The following is an 18,761-nucleotide window of genomic DNA, read 5'->3' on the forward strand; positions in this document are numbered from 1 at the left end:
CCCGTCAGCGCCTCCCGGGTCGGTCGTGCGTCCTGCGGTCAGGAGCACGACGGGACGGTGACGACCTGGTCGACGGTCTGCGTCCCGTCCGCCCCCGTCGCCGTGACGGTGACGTCCAGGTCGCCCGTCGCGGACCGCGCGGCGAACGACTGGTACGCGCTCGCCCCCGGCGCGACGCCGGTGAACGACCTCGTCCCGAGCGACGACGCCAGCTCGACGTCGACGGCCGCGTCGGAGACGTTCACCGCGCGGACCGCGACGTAGGGCTTGCCGGCGAGGCAGCGCGGGCTGACCTCGACCTCGACGAGCACGACGTCGGCCGGCTCCTCCAGGGCGTCGACGGCGCCCTGGAGCGCGAGCCGCGCGTCGTGCAGCGCCACGTCGGACGCCGCCGCGTCGTCGAGCGTCCCGGTCGCCGCGGCGAGAGCCGTGCGGAAGGCCTGCCAGGACTCGGGGCTGTACCCCTCGTCGGTCAGGGCCTCGGCGCTCGCCACGAGGTTCTCGAGCCGACGGCGCTCGGCGGGCACGAGCTGGTCGGTCGCCAGGCCGAGGCGCCGGGCCCTCTCGTCGGCCTGCGCCTGGGTGGCGCCGGCGTCGGCGAGCACGGACCGTGCCGCCGCGAGCTCGCGCGTGAAGACGCGCGCGTCGATCCGGCCGTACCGCGCGATCTCCGCCTCGAACGCCTCGGCGTCCTCGACGGACGCGGCGAGCGCCGCGGTGTCCGTGGAGGGAGCCTCGACGTCGTACGCGTCGGTGAAGAACCGCATGCTGTCGAGGTTCGCGACGTACGGGTGGTCGGCGTACGCCTCGGTGGACAGGCGCACCCACACCTGGTGCTTGCCGCGCAGCGTGCTCGGCAGGTCGACGACGGCGGTCCCGTCCGTCGTCCAGCTCGACCCGGTGTTCGCCAGCGGGACGGTGACGAACGGCTCGCCCGGGTTCGCCGGGTCGAACGCGTCGAGATACACCGACAGCGCGGAGTTCCGCCCGGACCGGTTGGAGTTGTGCACGTAGTGGATCGAGAGCTGGTCGAGCGCGGCGGAGCCGAGGTCGATCTCGCCGTAGGCGAGCCAGTCGCCGTCCGCGGTGCCGCCGACGTTCGTCACCGGACCGCTCGTCCACGTCGAGCTCTCGTTCTTCAGCCCGCGGCCGGAGTTCGACGTCCAGGCCTCGGACTCGACGACGACCGACGTCGGGCCGCCCGGCGCGAACGTCAGGCTGTCGAGGTTCGCGACGTACGGATGGTCGGCGTACGGCTCGGTCGACAGGCGCACGAACACCTCGTGCGTCCCCTGCACCGTCTCGGGCAGGACGACGGTCGCGGTCCCGTCCGCCGTCCAGCTCGACCCGGTCGTCGGCAGCGGCATGGTGACGAACGGCTCCCCCGGGTTCTCCGGGTCGAACGCGTCGAGGTACACCGACAGGGCAGAGTTCTTCCCGGAGCGGTTCGCGTTGTGCACGTAGTGGACCGACAGCTCGCCGAGCGGGAGCTCACCGAGGTCGACCTCGCCGTAGGCGATCCAGTCGCCGTCCGCGGTGCCGCCGACGTTCGTCACCGGACCGCTCGTCCACGTCGAGGACTCCTTCTTGAGCCCGCGACCGGAGCTCGCGGTCCAGTCCTCGGCCTCGATCGTCACCGTCGGTGACTCGCCCGGCTGACCTGGGGCAGCCGGGTCCTCGGCGCTGAACCGGAACCAGTCGAAGTTGCCGACCCAGCTCCGCCCGGACGGCGCGAGCAGCTCGAACGTGACGACCTGCGCGTCGACGAGCGCCTGCACGTCGCCGAGCTCCGCCGTCACCTCGGCGTACCTGCCCCAGCCGCTCGTGCCCTTCAGGTCGACGGTCGCGACCACGGGGCCGCTCACGTCGCCCGCGTGCACGCGCACGGTGCTCGGCGTGTCCGTCGGGGCGAAGCTCGTGTCGTACCGGACCGTGAGGAAGCGCGGCGGGGTGTCCCCGGCGGCGGTCTCGAAGGTCATGTCGCGGTACTGCACCCACGACCCGGAGCGCACGCCGCCGAGGTTGCCGGACGAGCTGTTCGCCTCGTTCTTCAGCTCGCCGCCCGACCACGCCTCGGACTGCTCGGCCTCGAGCGTGCGGTAGCCGCCGCCCGTGAGGTCGAGCGCGTCGGCCGCCGCACCGAGCCGGTCGGCCGCGAACCGCAGCGCGACGCTCGTCGCGGCCTCGTCACCGAGGACCTCCTGCGCCGTCGTCAGCGCGGTGGAGAACCGGTCGAACGTCACCGAGGAGTAGTTCCCGTGCCGCACGAGCACGGCGTCGTCGACGAGCGCGGCGAGCGCGTCGCGCTCGGCGGACGCCACCGACAGCCGCAGGGGCGAGCGCACCGAGATGCCCTGTCCCTGGAGCGACGCCGCGGCGACGCCGTCGGCGAGCGCGGCGTCGCGCAGGTGCACGAAGAAGCGCGCGTCGGCGGACGCCGTCCCCGTCAGGGAGACGGTCAGCGCGGTCGGTGACACGACCGTCACCGCCGCCGTGACGCCGTCGGGCAGCCCGACGACGCTCGCCGTCCCGCTCGTGACGAGGTCCGTGCCGGCGGGCGCGGCGAGGCGGGCGCCGTCGAGCGTGAGCGTCACGGTCGCGTCGAGCGCGCCGCCGTCGCGGGTCTGCACGGTGGTCGGGTCGGCGCTGACGCGCGGTCCCTCGGCCGGCTCGTCGGTCGCGGTGCTCATCGAGAACGCGGGCGCGGTGTCCGTGCCCCAGTCGCTCGGCTGCTCGCCCATGCGGAACGCGAGGTCCGCGCCCCCGACCACGGTCGCGTAGTCGACCCACGTGTTGCCGAACGTCGCGCCGTCGAGCGTCGCGGACTGGACGTAGAACGCGTCCTCCGAGACGCCGTCGGCCGTGACCGTGAAGGCGCTGCCGTCGTCGTACGTGATGGTCGTCGAGTCGAAGAACGGCGACCCGACCTGGAACTGGGACGAGCCCGCGGTCACCGGGAACAGGCCGACGGCCGCGGCGACGAACATCGTCGACATCGTGCCCGCGTCGTTGTCCATCGTGGGGAGCATCCCGCGTGGGTCGAGCTGGTAGACCTTCGTCTTCACGGGCGGCGTGAACTCGCCGCCTCCGCTCGGGACGGCGCTCGAGGAGCCCGTCGCGATGTACCGGTTCCAGGTCTCCTTCGTGTAGATCGCGCGCGCCCACTTCTGCGTGAGGCTCGGCTCGCCCGTGTAGTTGAACAGGTACGGCGCCTGGAGGTCGATCTCGTTCGCGTTCGAGTGGAGCATGGCCGTGCCGTCGTCCGGCGCGTGCTCACCGAACATGTGTCGCATGGCGAGGCGCGCCGCCTCGGGGCCGCCCATCGCCTCGACGAGCGCGTCCATGTCGTACGCGTCGTACCAGTGGTACTGCCAGAGCGTGCCCTGGTAGAGGCTCGCGGCCTCGAACTTCGCGTAGTCGGCGCTCTGCCACGACCCGTCGGCGGCGCGCGGGGTGAGGAGGCCGACCTGCGTGCCGTCGGCCGCGGTCCACGCGCCCGGCTTGGTGAGCTTCTCGATCGGCCACGACGCCTGCTCGCGCAGCGTCTGGGCCTCGTCGGTCAGCCCGAGCTCGTCCGCGATCACGGACAGGCCGTACTGGTCGTAGCCGCGCTGCACGGACGCGCCGGGGTTGCCCGCCACGTAGCCACGCCGGAGCTCGTCCGCGCTGTACTGCCCCACGAGGCGCTGCAGCGCCGGGTACGCCTCGTCGAGGCGGTCGAACCCGTCGAAGCCCTTGGCGATCGCGTCCGCGACCACGACCGACGACCGCTCCCAGCGCACCGTCGGGACGGAGTGCACGAACCCGCCGAGCCCGCCGCCGGTCCCCGTCGCCTCGGCGTCCGCGAACAGGTAGATCAGCGACTGCACCATGTCCCGGTACAGCGCCGGGTCGATGTACGCGATGACGGAGAACTTGCGGAAGTCGTCCCACGTGGCCCACGAGTCGTAGTACGTGAAGCCCTGCGCGGCGTGCACCGCGCCGTCGACGCCGCGATACGTGCCCGAGGTGCTCGTCGCGTTCATCGGCATGGCGAACATGCGGTAGAGGTGCGTGTAGAAGAGCTGCTGGAGCTCGCCCGTCGGGTCCGTCGCCGTCGACGCGTCGATCGCGACCCGCCCGAGCGTCGCGTTCCACTCCGCGCGCGTGCGGTCGCGGATCGCGTCGAACGACAGGTCGCCGAGCTCGACCTGCTGATCGATCCGCGCCTGCTCGACGCTCACCGGCGACAGTGTGACCTGAAGCCCGATCTCCTCGGCGTCGGCCGGGTCGAACGTGAGGATCGCGCCGGTGTCGACGCCGTCCTGGGACGTCGCGTCGACGAGCCTGTCGTCGTCGCCCCACGTCTGCACGGTCGCAGGCTGCAGCGTGCGCGCGGTGTAGTACAGCGTGTAGGCCGCGTTGTAGAAGTACCCCGTGACCTGTCCGGACAGCTCCACGGTGCCGTCCGCGCGCGTCTCGGCCTGCACCGACGACGACCGGCGGCTCGTGTTGTTCGTCTCGAGGTCCACGACGAGGCTCGGCGTCGAGCCCGCGGGGAACGCGTAGCGGTGCACGCCCGAGCGCGTGGTCGCCGCGACCTCGGCCTCGATCGTGCCCGGCGCGCCGGTGATCGCGCCGTCCTTCCCCGCGACGTTGCCGAGCCCGACGGAGTAGAAGCCGGGGCCCGCGTCCTCGTCGTCGTGCGAGAACGGGTGCGCGTACGTGCCCGTGCCGGGGCGCGCCGTGTACGACCCGGACGTCGGGACCACGAGGAGGTCACCGCCGCCGCCGGAGCCCCCGACCCCGTCGAGGTTGGTGTGCGTGAAGCCCGAGATCTTCGACTGCGCGTAGTCGTACCCGGTGTTGTTGCGGCCCGGGGTCGTGCGCGGGTTGACCTTCGCGAGGCCGTTCGGCGCCTGCGCGGCCGGCATGTCGTTGCCGTAGTCACCCTCGGTGCCGACGAAGACGTCGACCAGGGACGCGTAGTCGGCCGACGGCGGCTCGGGGGCGGCGCTCGCGGCAGTCGCGGGCGCGAGGCCGACGACGGCGAGCGCCACGGCGAGCGCGCCCGCGACCAGCCGCGGGGCGGGCCGGCGCGGGCGGTCCGGGGTCGTGATCCCGGGGGTCGACGGTCTGGGGTGCACGGATCGGGGGGTCGGCAGGCTGGGGGCCATGGTGTCCTCGGGCAGGGGCCGCCGGCGGGGGCGCCGGGGCGGCAGGGTCGGTCAGGGGGTGGGATGGCGCGGGGGGCCGGGGCGGGCCCGCGCCACCCTGTCAGGGGCAGGTGACGAGCGGGTGGTCTGCGGGTGGCCGCACGGGGTGCTCCCTCCGTCCCACGGCGGCGTGGGCTCGGTGGTCGTCGGTGACGCGGAGGCTGGACGCGCGTCCCGTGCACGTCCGGGGCTACCCTCGCACACGTTGACAGCGCTATCAACCCCCTTCTCGGACCCCCGGGTCGCCCGCAGCGCCCGTCCGGCGACCCGCCTCCGCGACACCTGACAGACTCGTCCCGTGACCACCACGACCGGCCGCACCCCGGCTCTCCTCGCGCACGTGCCCGCCCCGACGGGCAAGGCCCCCGACCCGGACGCGCTCTACGAGGGGTTCACCACGTGGGCGACGGAGCAGGGTCTCGAGCTCTACCCCCACCAGAGCGAGGCGCTCATCGAGCTGGTCACCGGGTCGCACGTCATCCTCTCGACGCCCACCGGGTCGGGGAAGTCGCTCGTCGCGATGGGCGCCCAGTTCGCGGCGCTCGCCGCGCACCGCTCGGGCCGCGGCGGCCGCACCTACTACACCGCGCCGCTCAAGGCGCTCGTCAGCGAGAAGTTCTTCGCGCTCGTCGCGGCGTTCGGCTCCAAGAACGTGGGCATGACGACGGGCGACTCCGCCGTGAACCCCGACGCGCCGATCATCTGCTGCACGGCCGAGATCCTCGCGAACATCGCGCTGCGCCGCGGCGGCGAGAACGCCGGTGCGGACGACGGGGACGCGATCTCGCAGGTCGTCATGGACGAGTTCCACTTCTACGCCGACCCGCAGCGCGGCTGGGCGTGGCAGGTGCCGCTGCTCGAGCTGCCGAACACCCAGTTCCTGCTCATGTCCGCGACGCTCGGCGACACGACCCGGTTCGTCGAGGAGCTCGAGGAGCGCACCGGCCGGCCCGTCGCCGAGGTGACCACCGCGCAGCGGCCGGTCCCCCTGCACTTCAGCTACGTCGTCGAGCCGCTCACCGAGGTCATCGAGGAGCTCGTCAGCACGCGCCGCGCGCCCGTGTACGTCGTGCACTTCACGCAGAAGGACGCGGTCGAGCGCGCGCAGTCCCTGCTGTCGATGAACGTCGCGACGAAGTCCGAGAAGGAGGCGATCGCCGCCGAGCTCGGCGACTTCCGCTTCGGCACCGGGTTCGGCAAGACGCTCAGCAAGTTCCTGCGCCACGGCGTCGGCGTGCACCACGCGGGCATGCTGCCCAAGTACCGGCGCGTCGTCGAGCGCCTCACGCAGGCAGGTCTGCTCAAGGTGGTGTGCGGCACGGACACGCTCGGCGTCGGCATCAACGTGCCGATCCGCACCGTGCTGCTCACGAGCCTCGTGAAGTTCGACGGCGAGCGCATGCGCCACCTCACGGCACGCGAGTTCCACCAGATCGCGGGGCGCGCGGGCCGCGCCGGGTACGACACCGTGGGCGAGGTGCTCGTCATGGCACCCGAGCACGTCATCGAGAACCGCAAGATGCTCGCCAAGGCGGGCGACGACCCGAAGAAGCTCAAGAAGATCGTCCGCAAGAAGGCGCCGCAGGGCTCGGTCAACTGGACCGACGCGACGTTCGAGCGCCTGCGCGACGCCGAGCCCGAGCCGCTGACGAGCCACTTCACCGTCACGCACGCCATGGTGCTCAACGTCCTCGCGCGCACCGCGCAGCACGGTCGCGGCGGCCAGGCCGACGCGAGCGACCCGCGCCGCGACCCGGTCGAGGCCATGCGCCACCTTCTCCTCGCGAACCACGACACCGAGTCGCAGCGCCGCGAGCACGTGCGCCAGACGTTCCGCATCTACCGCTCGCTGCGCGTCGCGGGGATCGTCGAGCGCGTGCGCGTCCCCGACCCGTCGCGCCCCGCGGGCTACCGCCCGAGCGTGCGCCTCGTCGGCGACCTGCCGCGCGAGTTCGCGCTCAACCAGCCGCTGTCGCCGTTCGCGCTCGCGGCCCTGGACCTGCTCGACGTCGAGGGCGCGACCCACGCGCTCGACGTCGTCTCCGTCATCGAGGCGACGCTCGACGACCCGCGCCAGGTCCTCTACGCCCAGCAGAACGCCGCCAAGGGCGAGGCCGTCGCCGCGATGAAGGCCGAGGGGTACGAGTACGAGGAGCGCATGGCGCTGCTCGAGGAGATCACGTGGCCCAAGCCGCTCGAGGAGCTGCTCGCGCCCGCGTTCGCGATGTACAAGCGGTCCAACCCGTGGGTCGCGGACGCCGAGCTCTCCCCCAAGTCCGTGGTCCGTGACATGGTCGAGCGCGCCATGACGTTCGCGGAGTTCGTGTCCGTCTACGGGCTCGAGCGCACGGAGGGCGTGGTGCTGCGCTACCTCGCGGACGCCTACCGTGCGCTGCGCCAGGTCGTCCCCGAGGAGCACCGCACCGAGGAGGTGCAGGAGATCGTCGAGTGGCTCGGCGAGCTGGTGCGCGGCGTCGACTCGTCGCTCCTCGACGAGTGGGAGCGCCTGGCGCACCCGGTCGACGACGACGCGGACACCGAGGTGGGCGACGGCCCGCTCTCCGGGGCGGGGGCCGAGGCGCCGACGCGTCCCGTCACAGGCAACCCGCGCGCGTTCCGCCGCCTCGTGCGCAACGCGCTGTTCAAGCGCGTGGAGCTCGCCGCACGTGAGGACTACCGCGCGCTCGGCGCGCTCGACGGCGGCGCGGGCTGGGACGCGGACGCGTGGGGCGACGCGCTCGACCCGCTCTTCGAGGACCAGGGCGACGACGCGATCGGCATCGGGCCCGGAGCCCGCTCCGCGGCGCTGTTCCGCGTCGTCGAGGCGGGCGCCGAGCTGCCCGCGGGCCACGAGGGCCCGACGGCGGAGCACGCCCCCGGCGGCGTGGTGCCCACGGGCACGTGGCTCGTGCGGCAGGTGCTCGACGACCCGGCGGGCGACCACGACTGGGCGATCACGGCGAGCGTCGACCTCGCGGCGAGCGACGAGGCGGGCGAGCCCGTGGTGACGGTGCTCGCCGTCGGGCCGCTGTAGGCCGGGCGAGACCGCGCCCCGCCGCCCTCACTCGACCGGCAGGAGCCCGCGCCGCGCGAAGACGTCCTTCGCGACCGCGGTCGCGTTGAGCGCGCGCGGGAACCCGCAGTACACCGCGGACTGCAGGAGCGCCTCGACGATCTCGCGCGGCGTCAGCCCGACCTCCAGCGCGGTGACGACGTGGATGTCGAGCTGCGCCTCGCAGCCCCCGAGCGCGGCGAGCATCCCGAGCGTGACGAGCTGGCGGTCCCGCGGTTCGAGGTGCGGCCGCGCGTACATCTCGCCGTACGCCCACGCCGAGATCTGGTGCTCGAGCTCGGGCGAGACGTCCGCGAGCGCCTCGGCGATGGCGGCGGGCGCCGCCTCGTTGACCGCGCCGAACACCGCCCGCCCGTGCTCGTAGCGCTCCGCGCGCGTCGTCGACCGGTCGTCCGTGGAGTTCCCCTGCGTCACGCGGAGCAGGGTAGAGGACGCGCGGCGGTCGCGGTCGACGGTCTCGCGCCCCAGGTCGCGCCGCGCTGGTCGCGTCCTACGGTGAACTCATGAGCGACGCACCGCGCACCGGTCGGCACCCCGGCGAGCCCCACCACCCGGAGAGCACGGGCCCACGGCTCAACCGGCTCCGGGCGGGGGTGCTCGGCGCGAACGACGGCATCGTCTCGACGGCAGGCGTCGTCGTGGGCGTCGCGGCGACGAGCACGTCGATCCCCGTCATCGCGACGGCGGGCGGCGCGGCGCTGCTCGCGGGCGCGCTGTCCATGGCCGCGGGCGAGTACGTCTCGGTGAGCACGCAGCGCGACACCGAGAAGGCGCTGCTGGCGACCGAGCGCCGCGAGCTCGCGGAGATGCCGGACGCGGAGCTCGACGAGCTCGCCGGCATCTACGAGGCGAAGGGCCTGACGCCCGACCTCGCACGCCAGGTCGCGGTCCAGCTCACCGAGCGCGACCCGCTCGCCGCGCACGCCGACGCGGAGCTGCACATCGACCCCGACGAGCTCACGAGCCCGTGGGAGGCCGCGGTCGCGTCGATCGTGTCGTTCACCGTCGGTGGCCTGCTGCCGCTCGCGGCGATCCTCCTGGCCCCGGCGGCCATCCGTATCCCGCTCACCTTCGTCGCCGTCGTGCTCGCGCTCGTCCTCACCGGCTGGGGGTCGGCACGCCTCGGCGACGCGCCCACGCGCCGCGCGACGGTGAGGACCGTCGTCGGCGGCGCGGTCGCGATGGGCGTCACGTACGCGATCGGCTCGCTGCTCGACGTGAACGTCTAGCCGAAGGCCCGGGACTGTCGGGGCTCCCGGCGCCCGCGCGGCGACTTGGGTAGGGTGTGGCCCATGTCGAGCCCTGAGGCATCCACTCCGGGGGCTTTCGGTCACACCGTCAGCCCCCAGGACCGCTGAGCCTCTCAGCGCTGCCCTCCGCCCCCGCTCCGTGCGGGTGCCGTGCCGGACGCCGCCCTCCGGGCGCTGACCGTGGTGTGACGAGACACCTCCTGCTCGTCCTCTCGCACCCCGGAGCCCTCGATGCCTCGTGCCCTGTACCTGCTCGCCCTGGCGGTCTTCGCCATGGGCACCTCGGAGTTCATGCTCGCCGGCCTGGTGCCGGACATCGCCGCCCGTCTCGACGTCCCGGTGGGGACGGCGGGCCTGCTGACGTCGGCCTTCGCCGTCGGCATGGTCGTCGGCGCGCCGGTCATGGCGGCTTCGGCCCGCCGCCTGCCGGTGCGGGCGACGCTGCTCGGCTGCGTCGCGCTGTTCGCCCTCGCCCACGTCGTCGGCGCGGTCACCCCGAGCTTCGCGGCGCTCGTCGCGGTGCGGGTGGTGGCAGCCTTCGCCAACGCGGGGTTCCTCGCCGTCGCGCTCGGCACGGCGGCGACGCTCGTGCCCGCAGACCGCACGGGGCGCGCCGTCGCCGTGCTGCTGTCGGGCACCACCGTCGCGATGGTCGCGGGCGTCCCGGCCGGGGCTCTCCTCGGCGCCGCGTGGGGCTGGGAGTCGACCTTCTGGGCCGTCGCGGTCCTCTGCCTGCCCGCCGCGCTCGGGATCGCGCGCGGCCTCCCCGCGCGCGGGCCCGAGCGTGCGGCCCTGCTGCCCGTCGACGCACCGTCGCTGCGGACAGAGCTGGCACAGCTCGTCTCGCCCCCGCTCGGCCTCACGATGGTGTCTGCCGCGCTGGTCAACACCGGCACCTTCGCGACGCTCACGTTCCTCGCTCCGCTGGTGACCGACGTCGCCGGGCTGAGCCGGTGGTGGGTGCCCGTCGCGCTCGTGCTCTTCGGGGTCGGCTCCTTCCTCGGCGTCACCGCCGCGGGCCGGACGTCCGACCGCATCCCCGGGGTCGTGGTCGCCGTGGGCGGCGTCCTGCTGCTGGGTGGCTGGGTCGCCCTGGCCGCCTTCGCCGCCGTTCCGGTGTTCTGCCTCGTGCTCGTGCAGGGCGTCCTCGGCTTCGCGGTCGGCAGCACGTTGATCGCGCAGGTGCTCCGCGCGGCGTCGGGCGCACCGACGCTGGGCGGCTCCTTCGCGACGGCGGCGCTCAACGTCGGCGCGGCCGTGGGGCCGGCCGTCGCCGCAGCGACCATCGCCACCCGGCTCGGCGACCGTGGGCCGGTGTGGGTCGCCGTGGCGGCGACCGCGCTCGCCCTGGTGACGGCGGCCATCCTGCGTCGCGTGACCGGCCCCGCGACGGCCCGCGCCCCCCGCTGACCCGTGCGGGCGCTCCCCCGCGCGCTGCGGCACAATCGGGCCGTGGCCAAGAAGTCGAAGTCCTCCGCGCACGCCGGCACGCCCGCGGTCGCCCTCCTCGAGCGCGAGGGGGTCGCGCACACGCTCCACCCGTACGAGCACGACCCGTCGAGCGAGCTGTCCTTCGGGCTCGAGGCGGCCGCGGCCATCGGGGTGCCCGCCGAGCAGGTGTTCAAGACGTTGCTCGCCGTGGTCGACGGCGGCCCGCTCGTCGTCGGGATCGTGCCGGTCGACCGGCAGCTCGACCTCAAGGCGCTCGCCAAGGCCGCAGGCGGCAAGAAGGCGAGCATGGCCGAGCCCGCCGCGGCCGAGCGCGCGACGGGCTACGTCGTCGGCGGGATCTCGCCGCTGGGCCAGAAGCAGCCCCACCGCACGTTCGTCGACGACAGCGCGCTCGCGTTCGACGCCGTCTACGTCTCGGGCGGACGCCGCGGGCTCGACGTCGGCCTGTCGCCCGCGGACCTCCTGCGCCTGACGGCGGGCACGGCCGCCCCGATCGCGCGGTAGGCGGTCCGTCAGCGCTGGTAGAAGGTGTACCGCGCGTCGGTCGGGACGATGTCCTTGCCGAGCGGCAGGAGCGAGACGGGGATCATCTTGAGGTTGGCGATGCCGAGCGGGATCCCGATGATCGACACGAACAGCGGGATCGCGGTGACGACGTGCCCGATCGCCAGCCAGATCCCCGCGACGAGCACCCAGATGACGTTCCCGATCGTCGACCAGGCGCCCGCGGTCGGCTTGTCGACCACCGTGCGGCCGAACGGCCACAGCGCGTAGCCCGCGATGCGGAACGACGCGATCCCGAACGGGATCGTCACGATCAGGATGCAGCAGATGATCCCCGCCACGACGTAGCCCAGCGCGAGCCACAGCCCGGCGAACACGAGCCAGATGATGTTGAGCAGCGTCTTCACGGCACCGTCCTTTCCCCACCATTCTCGCCGATCGAGCGGTCGGTGCGGATCGGGGACCACCCTGAGACGACCCGGATCCCGGACCGTGCGGCCGACCTAGACTGACCGCATGCCCCTCCCCGAGCCGTCGTCCGTGCTGGCCGCGCAGATCGCGCAGAACCTCGCCCGGGTGCGGACCCGGGTGGACGACGCCGCGCGCGCGGCTGGGCGTGCGGCGTCGGACGTGCGGCTGCTCGTGGCGACGAAGACCCAGCCCGCCGACGCGGCGCGCGCGGTGGTCGAGGCCGGCGCGGACCTCATCGGCGAGAACCGCGTGCAGGAGCTGGTCGCGAAGGCGCCGGACCTCGCCGACCTCGTCACCGCGGGACGGGTCGAGGTCCACATGATCGGCCACCTCCAGCGCAACAAGGTCAACCAGGTCCTCGCCACCGCGACCGGGGTCGAGAGCGTGGACTCGCTCGCGCTCGCCGAGGCGCTCGCGGCGCGCTGCGCGCGCGACGGCCGCGTGCTCGACGTCCTGGTGCAGGTCAACGTCTCGGGCGAGGAGTCGAAGTCGGGCGTGCGGCCCGACGACGCGCCCGCCCTCGCGACGGCGGTCGCCGCGCTCGACGGGCTGCGGCTCGCGGGCTTCATGACGATCGGCGCGAACTCGCCCGACGAGGCCGTGGTGCGCGCGGGCTTCGCGCGCCTGCGCGCGGTGCGCGACGCCGTCGTGGGGTCGGGCGCGCCGGGGACCGCAGACGCCCGTGCGCTGTCCATGGGCATGAGCGGCGACCTGGAGCTCGCGGTCGCCGAGGGCGCGACGATCGTCCGCGTCGGCACCGCCGTCTTCGGCCCCCGCCCCACCCCGCCGAGGTAGAGCCCGGGTCCGCCGAGGTAGAGGCCTGGTCGCGACCAGGCCTCTACCTCGCGGTACCGGGCCTCTCCTGCGGCAGGGTCGTCATCGCGCGGGGAGGGCGCCCAGCCGGGCGAGCGCCCCGCGGACCCCGGCCACGCCGTCTCCGGCCAGCGCCTCGCGCGCGGCGTCGGCCTCGACGCCCGCGAGGAGCATCACGAGCGCGACGTGCACCTCGCCGTCGGCCGCGCGCAGCACGTCCTCGCACTCCGCCGAGCCCAGGCCGGTCGCCTGCACGAGCATCCGGACGATGCGTGCGCGCAGCTTCTGGTTCGTCGGGCGCACGTCGATCATGAGGTTCGAGTACGTCTTGCCGAGGCGGATCATCGTCGCGGTCGAGAACGTGTTGAGCACGAGCTTCTGGGCCGTCGCCGCCTTCATGCGCGTGGAGCCCGTGACGACCTCGGGGCCCGTGTCGACGAGGATCGCGACGTCCACCCCGGCCGCGAGCGGCGCGTCCGGGTTGGCCGAGACGAGCACCGTGCGCGCCCCGCGCTCGCGCGCGACGTCGAGCGCCCCGCGCACGTACGGCGTGCGGCCGCTCGCCGCGAGCCCGACGACGACGTCGCGCGGCCCGACCGCGTCGACGTCGGCGCGCCCGAGCGCCACGTCGTCCTCCGCCCCCTCGACGGCCAGCATCATGGCGCCCACGCCGCCGGCGAGGTGCGCGACGAACCACTCCTCGCCCACGCCGTACGTCGGCAGGAGCTCGACGGCGTCGAGCACGCCGAGGCGGCCCGACGTGCCCGAGCCCACGTAGTGCACGCGGCCGCCGGCGCGCAGCGCCTCCACGGCGAGGTCGACGGCCTGCGCGATGCGGCCGCGCTGGGCCCGCACCGCGTCCGCGACGACGGCGTCCTCCTCGGTGATGAGCCGGACGACGTCCGCCGTCGGGAGCAGGTCGACGTCGGTCGTGCGCGGGTTGCGCTCCTCGGTCGGCGAGGCGAGGCGCACCAGCTCCTGCCACTCGTCGGGGCTCGAGGTGGTGCTCGCAGCCCCGCTCGGAGTGCCGCTCGTGGCGACGGTCGGGTCGGTCATCGGGAGGTTCCCTTCGTCGGGTCCGCCAGCGGACCCTGGGTGCGCGGGCCCGGGTGCAGGCCGTGCGGGGTGTTGGCGAGCGTCAGACGGCGCACCGGGCCGCTCGCGGCGGGCCACGGCAGCGGCGTGGGCGGGGTGAGCGAGCCGAGGACGACCGCGCGGCGGGCCCCCGTCGCCCGACGGCGGTGCTCGCCGACGGCGGTGCCCGGCAGCCCGTGGGCCGACAGGAAGCCCAGGAGCGCGAAGAGGTACGCCTCCTTCGCGTCGACCGGCAGGCCGAGCGCCTCGGACGTCACGACCTCGCACGCGTGCGGCACGCGCTCGGCGAGCGCCGCGCGCAGCCGGTCGAGGAGCACAGGGTTGCGCGCTCCCCCGCCGGACGCGACGACGCGGCGCACGTCGCGGCCCGCGAGCGCGTCGGCGACGCTGACCGCGGTGAGCTCGGTGAGCGTCGCGACGAGGTCGGGGCCGGTGAGCCCCGGGCGCACGGACGCGAGCCGGCGGGCCGTGTACGTCGTGTCGAAGAGCTCGCGGCCCGTCGACTTCGGGGCGGGCGCGGCGAAGTACGGGTCGTCGAGCAGAGCCGCGAGCGCCACCGGGTCGACCGTGCCCTGCGCGGCGAGCTCGCCGTCCTTGTCGTACGCGAGACGGCCGTCGGTGAGCGCCGCGACCGCGACGTCGAGCAGGCAGTTGCCGGGGCCCGTGTCCCAGCCGGTGACCGGGTCGTCGACGCGCCCCACGAGGGACACGTTCGCGATCCCCCCGATGTTGAGGGCTGCGGTGAGCCCGGCGTCCGCGGCCGCGTCGGCGCCCGCGTCCTCGCGCCCGAGCCAGAGCGCGTCGAGCACGCTGACGAGCGGCGCGCCGTGGCCGCCGGCCGCGACGTCGGCCACGCGGAAGTCGCTGATGACCGGGCGCTTGACGTGCTCCGCGACCCACGCGGCGTTGCCGAGCTGGAGCGTGCCGCGGGCCCGCGCCCCGACGACCCAGTGGTAGATCGTCTGGCCGTGGGACGCGACGAGGTCGACGTCGCCGCCGGCGACGTCGTCGATCGCGCGCCGACCGGCGCGGCCGAGCTCCTGCCCGATGAGGGTGTCGAGCTGGGCCACCTCGGCCACGTCGACGGCGGCGGGCGGCAGCGCCTTGAGGATGCGCTCGCGCAGGGCGCGCGGCCACGCGTACTCCGTGTGGCCCAGGGGCCGCATGCGCAGCACGCCGTCGTCGCCGAGCGTGAGGTCGGCCGCGGCCGCGTCGATCGCGTCGACCGACGTGCCGGAGGACAGTCCGAGGACGATCATCGCTCTCCTTCCCCTTCCACGCCGACGGTCGGGTCGGCTCGAGGCGTCTCCGTACCGGTGCTCGCGCGGGGGCCTGTCGTCCCCCGCAGGAGCGCGACGGCGGCGCGCGCGTTGGCGCGCCCCGTCCCGCACGCGACCACGACCGTGCGGCCCGCGCCGAACCACGGGCCGACGGCGCCGGGGAACCCGGTGTGCACGACGGCGGCGTCGGGCCGCGCCGCGAGCAGCTCCGTGAGCCGCTCGTGCTCGCCCGAACCGGGCACCGGCTCGCGCGTGAGGACGACGAGCGGGCGGTCGCCCGCGCGCACGGCGTCGAGCGTGCGCGCCCACGCCTCGGCGTCGGCCGGGCGCAGGTGCCGCACGTCGGGGCCGAACGCGTCGTCGAGCGCGCGCTGGACGTGCTGCGCGGTGCGGCCCGCGGCGTGGTCGAACCGCAGGCGCAGGTCGACGACGTCGGGTGCCGTGGGGACGGGCGGATCTTGCGGCGCGGGCCCGGCGAACCGGACGGCGCGCGCCGCGACGCGGGCGCCCACCTGGTCGAGGACGTCGAGCGCGGCGCGCGCGGACTCCGGCGAGGGGACGATGCCGCTCGCCGCCTGGCGCGCGCGCACCGCGGCGAGGGTGCGCGCCGTGCGCGCGGCGGACGCGCGCAGGCGCTCGACCGTGACCCGGCCGGACGCGACGGCGTCCACGAGCGCGCGCTGCGCCTGGCGGAACAGGACCTCGTCGTCGCGCCCGACGGTCGTGCCCAGGCACAGCAGGTCGGCGCCCGCCTCGACCGCGCGGACCGCGACCTCGCCGATGCCGTGCGGCGCGGCGTCGTCGGCACGGGACGAGGTGACCGTGTCGCCCGCCGCGTACGTCGCGACCGCGCCCATGTCGAGCGCGTCGGTGACGATCGGCCCGTCGAACCCGAGCTCGCGCACGAGCGCGCCGACGGCGGGCTCGAGCGTCGCGGGCAGCGCGCCGAGCGCGGGGACGACGACGTGCGCCGTCATCACGGCGTCGAGCAGCGCGTCGCCGGCCTCGTCGTCCGGGGCCATGGTCGCGACGAACGGGGGCAGGTCGCGCGCGCGGAGCTCGTCGAGGCTCGCGTCCACGACCGGGAGCGCGAGGTGCGAGTCGACGTTCGTCGCACCGTGGCCCGGGAAGTGCTTGCCGCACGCGCCCGCGCCTCCCGCGTGCAGGCCGCGGACGAACGCCGCCCCGTGGCGGGCGACGAGCGTGGGGTCCGCGCCGAACGAGCGCACGCCGATCACGGGGTTGTCGGGGTCGGAGTTCACGTCGAGGTCGGGCGCGAGGTCGAGGTCGACGCCCGTCGCGGTGAGCAGACGACCGAGCGCGGCGCCGACCTCCTCGGTGACCGCGACGTCGTCGACCAGCCCGAGGGCCGCGTTGCCGGGCAGGCTCGAACCGGTCGCCGCCTCGAGCCGGGACACGTCCCCGCCCTCCTCGTCGACCGCGACGAGCAGGTCGGGCGACGCGCCGCGCAGGCGCGCGGTGAGCCGCGCGGTGGTCGCGACGTCGGGCGTGTTGTGCCCGAACAGCACGACCCCGGCCAGGCCGTCGCGCGCCGCGTCGACGAACCACGCCGGCAGGTCGTCCGTGCCGGTGAACCCGGGCAGGAGCACGCCGTTCACGGCGCGCACCACGTCGGCCGCGCGCCGCGCCCCGGTCGGGTCCGCCGTCGAGGGCGTCGCGCCGCTCATCCCTTCACCGACCCGGCGGTGAGGCCCGAGGACAGGTTGCGCTGCACGAGGACGAAGAACACGAGCACGGGCAGCGTGATGATCGTCGACGCGGCCATGACGGCGCCCCAGTCGGTCGTGTTCTCGCCGAAGAACTTCTGCAGCCCGATCGGCACGGTGTACTTGCTCGACTGCTGGAGGAACGTCAGCGCGAAGATGAACTCGTTCCACGCGGTGATGAAGGAGAAGACGCTCGTCGCGACGACCCCGGGCGCGACGAGCGGCACCAGGACCTTCCAGAACATGCGTCCCCAGGACGCGCCGTCGAGGAACGCTGCCTCCTCGAGCTCGACCGGCACCGCGGCGACGAAGCCGCGGAGCGTCCAGATCGCGAAGGGCAGCGCGAACGCGAGGTACACGACCGCCAGGCCCAGGAGCGAGTTGAGCATGTTGAGGTTGCGCATCTGGATGAACAGCGGGATGACGAGCGCCTCGAGCGGCACCATCTGCACCATGAGGATGAGCACGAGCATCGACTTGCGGAACCGGAAGCGGAACCGGCTCACCGCGACGGCGGCGAGCAGCGCCACGACCGACGACGCGAGCACCGTGCCGAGCGCGACGAGCACCGAGTTGCGCAGGTAGTGGCCGAACCCGCCGTCGTCGATCACGGTGACGAAGTTGTCCCACGTGACGCCGGCGGGAAGGAGCCGGGCGCCGCGCGTCGCGGCCTCCGGGTCGATCGCCGAGGAGAACATCCAGTAGGCGGGGAAGAGCGAGAAGACGAGGAGGGCGACGATCCCCAGGGTCTTGGCCGCCGCGACGCCAGCTCGGCGGCGGCGGGCGCGCAGCACCTGCTCGGTGCGGGCGCCGGGCCCGGGGGTGGCGCGGGTGTCGACGACGGCGGCGCTCACAGCTCCTCCTCCTTGAACAGGGTGCGCATGTACACGAGCGTGATGCCGAGCAGGATGAGCGTGAGCAGGACCGCGATGGCCGCGCCCATGCCGTACTTGCCCTGGGCGAAGGACTGGATGTACGACCACACGCCGAGGTTGAAGACGTCCTTGTTCCCGCCGTTGCCGCCGGGCATGAGGTAGATCTGCGTGAAGACCTTGAAGTCCCAGATGGTCGACAGGATCGTCACGACCGCGAACACCGGGCGCAGGATGGGCGCGGTGATGGCCCAGAACCGGCGCCACGCCGTCGCGCCGTCGACCTTGGCGGCCTCGTGCAGCTCGTGCGGGATCGTCATGAGCCCCGCGAGCACGGTGATCGCGACGAACGGGAACCCGTGGTGCACCACGTTGAGCGTCGCGATCGCGTAGAACGACAGGCGCTCCGTGAACCAGTTGACCGTGCCGGGCTCGATCGCGCCCATGCCCTCGAGCACCGAGGCGACGAGGCCGTTCAGCGGGTCGAAGATCCACACCCACACGTACGTGCCCGTGATCGCCGGGACCGCCCAGGCGACCATGATCGCCGTCGCGCCGACGCCCCGCCAGAACCCGCCGAGCGTGTTGAGGAACAGCGCGACCGCCGTCCCGAGCGCGACCGTGAGCACGACGCACGCGAGGGCGAACAGCACGGTGTTGGGCAGGACCGTGGTCCACAGGTAGCTGTCGCCGAGCAGGTCGGCGTAGTTCTGGAGCCCGATCCAGTTCGACTCGCCGCTCGCGATCTGCCGCAGGCCGTAGTCCTGCAGCGAGAGCAGCACGACGCGCACGAGCGGCCACAGGAGCAGGACGCCGAGGACGACGAGTCCCGGGGCCAGCAGCAGCCAGGGGCGCAGCGGGGAACGGTGGCCGAGGCCCGTGCGGCGGCGTCGTACGGCGGTCGGCACGGTGCTCGACGGCGGCCGGCCGGCCGGGGCGGCCGGGGCCGGCGAGGCGCCGGGCGCGGCTCGAAGGTCTGCCATGGGAGAGGTCCTGTCGCGGGGTGCGGGGCGTGGTGCGGGCGCCGAC

The 18,761-nt window shown here is 74.3% G+C and carries 13 protein-coding genes; 5 read left to right on the forward strand and 8 right to left on the reverse strand.

Going from position 1 to position 18,761, the window contains the following annotated elements:
- Nucleotides 1-38 precede the first annotated feature (38 nt).
- Complete coding sequence (locus GWJ10_RS09975) at nucleotides 39-5,126, reverse strand: glycoside hydrolase domain-containing protein (RefSeq protein WP_206158390.1); 5,088 nt, start codon at nucleotides 5,124-5,126, stop codon at nucleotides 39-41.
- 367 nt (nucleotides 5,127-5,493) lie between these two features.
- Here GWJ10_RS09975 and GWJ10_RS09980 point away from each other — a divergent pair, with 367 nt between their 5' ends.
- Nucleotides 5,494-8,229 (forward strand): DEAD/DEAH box helicase, encoded by a 2,736-nt coding sequence (locus tag GWJ10_RS09980; protein ID WP_163187188.1) that lies wholly within the window; start codon nucleotides 5,494-5,496, stop codon nucleotides 8,227-8,229.
- Nucleotides 8,230-8,256: 27 nt separating this feature from the next.
- On the opposite strand, the gene GWJ10_RS09985 is transcribed toward GWJ10_RS09980, so the two are convergent.
- A complete protein-coding gene (locus GWJ10_RS09985; RefSeq protein WP_076405713.1) occupies nucleotides 8,257-8,682 on the reverse strand; it encodes a carboxymuconolactone decarboxylase family protein in 426 nt (141 codons plus the stop codon).
- 89 nt (nucleotides 8,683-8,771) lie between these two features.
- Between GWJ10_RS09985 and GWJ10_RS09990 the strand changes: the two genes are divergently transcribed.
- The 3 genes from GWJ10_RS09990 to ybaK all read left to right on the forward strand — a co-directional run bounded on the left by GWJ10_RS09990 (nucleotide 8,772) and on the right by ybaK (nucleotide 11,474).
- The gene (locus tag GWJ10_RS09990) at nucleotides 8,772-9,497 is read left to right on the forward strand and encodes a VIT family protein (protein ID WP_163187190.1); all 726 of its coding nucleotides are present in this window, start codon (nucleotides 8,772-8,774) and stop codon (nucleotides 9,495-9,497) included.
- Between the two features lie 252 nt (nucleotides 9,498-9,749).
- Nucleotides 9,750-10,928, forward strand: coding sequence for a Cmx/CmrA family chloramphenicol efflux MFS transporter (locus tag GWJ10_RS09995; RefSeq protein ID WP_163187192.1), 1,179 nt, complete (start codon nucleotides 9,750-9,752; stop codon nucleotides 10,926-10,928).
- Nucleotides 10,929-10,970: 42 nt separating this feature from the next.
- Entirely contained in the window at nucleotides 10,971-11,474 is a 504-nt protein-coding gene (ybaK, locus tag GWJ10_RS10000) for a Cys-tRNA(Pro) deacylase (protein ID WP_061266868.1), read from the forward strand.
- An 8-nt stretch (nucleotides 11,475-11,482) separates the two neighbouring features.
- On the opposite strand, the gene GWJ10_RS10005 is transcribed toward ybaK, so the two are convergent.
- On the reverse strand, nucleotides 11,483-11,881 hold the full coding sequence (locus GWJ10_RS10005) for a YccF domain-containing protein (protein WP_021483390.1): 399 nt from the start codon (nucleotides 11,879-11,881) through the stop codon (nucleotides 11,483-11,485).
- A 109-nt stretch (nucleotides 11,882-11,990) separates the two neighbouring features.
- On the opposite strand from GWJ10_RS10005, the gene GWJ10_RS10010 reads away from it, so the two are divergent.
- Complete coding sequence (locus tag GWJ10_RS10010; protein WP_163187194.1) at nucleotides 11,991-12,740, forward strand: YggS family pyridoxal phosphate-dependent enzyme; 750 nt, start codon at nucleotides 11,991-11,993, stop codon at nucleotides 12,738-12,740.
- 81 nt (nucleotides 12,741-12,821) lie between these two features.
- Here the strand turns inward: GWJ10_RS10010 and GWJ10_RS10015 are convergent, their stop codons facing one another.
- Genes GWJ10_RS10015 through GWJ10_RS10035 form a run of 5 tightly spaced genes read right to left on the reverse strand, consistent with a single transcriptional unit; the run spans nucleotide 12,822 to nucleotide 18,715 of the window.
- Nucleotides 12,822-13,814, reverse strand: a complete 993-nt coding sequence (locus GWJ10_RS10015) for an N-acetylmuramic acid 6-phosphate etherase (protein WP_163187196.1) — start codon at nucleotides 13,812-13,814, stop codon at nucleotides 12,822-12,824.
- Entirely contained in the window at nucleotides 13,811-15,112 is a 1,302-nt protein-coding gene (locus GWJ10_RS10020; RefSeq protein ID WP_163187198.1) for an anhydro-N-acetylmuramic acid kinase, read from the reverse strand. Before GWJ10_RS10020 ends, GWJ10_RS10015 begins: the two co-directional genes overlap by 4 nt.
- Complete coding sequence (locus GWJ10_RS10025) at nucleotides 15,109-16,821, reverse strand: glycoside hydrolase family 3 N-terminal domain-containing protein (RefSeq protein WP_163187200.1); 1,713 nt, start codon at nucleotides 16,819-16,821, stop codon at nucleotides 15,109-15,111. Before GWJ10_RS10025 ends, GWJ10_RS10020 begins: the two co-directional genes overlap by 4 nt.
- On the reverse strand, nucleotides 16,818-17,651 hold the full coding sequence (locus GWJ10_RS10030) for a carbohydrate ABC transporter permease (protein WP_241005752.1): 834 nt from the start codon (nucleotides 17,649-17,651) through the stop codon (nucleotides 16,818-16,820). Before GWJ10_RS10030 ends, GWJ10_RS10025 begins: the two co-directional genes overlap by 4 nt.
- Before the next feature lie 59 nt (nucleotides 17,652-17,710).
- Entirely contained in the window at nucleotides 17,711-18,715 is a 1,005-nt protein-coding gene (locus GWJ10_RS10035) for a sugar ABC transporter permease (RefSeq protein WP_163187202.1), read from the reverse strand.
- Nucleotides 18,716-18,761 lie beyond the last annotated feature (46 nt).

Origin of the sequence: Cellulosimicrobium sp. SL-1, from assembly GCF_011033075.1 — a bacterium.
GTDB lineage: Bacteria > Actinomycetota > Actinomycetes > Actinomycetales > Cellulomonadaceae > Cellulosimicrobium > Cellulosimicrobium funkei.

Coding starts and splice junctions, on each gene's coding strand:
- GWJ10_RS09990 (WP_163187190.1), top strand. CDS start 8,772: ATGAGCGACGCACCGCGCACCGGTCGGCACCCCGGCGAGCCCCACCAC.
- GWJ10_RS09995 (WP_163187192.1), top strand. CDS start 9,750: ATGCCTCGTGCCCTGTACCTGCTCGCCCTGGCGGTCTTCGCCATGGGC.
- GWJ10_RS10020 (WP_163187198.1), bottom strand. CDS start 15,112: ATGATCGTCCTCGGACTGTCCTCCGGCACGTCGGTCGACGCGATCGAC.
- GWJ10_RS10025 (WP_163187200.1), bottom strand. CDS start 16,821: ATGAGCGGCGCGACGCCCTCGACGGCGGACCCGACCGGGGCGCGGCGC.
- GWJ10_RS10015 (WP_163187196.1), bottom strand. CDS start 13,814: ATGACCGACCCGACCGTCGCCACGAGCGGCACTCCGAGCGGGGCTGCG.
- GWJ10_RS10010 (WP_163187194.1), top strand. CDS start 11,991: ATGCCCCTCCCCGAGCCGTCGTCCGTGCTGGCCGCGCAGATCGCGCAG.
- GWJ10_RS10035 (WP_163187202.1), bottom strand. CDS start 18,715: ATGGCAGACCTTCGAGCCGCGCCCGGCGCCTCGCCGGCCCCGGCCGCC.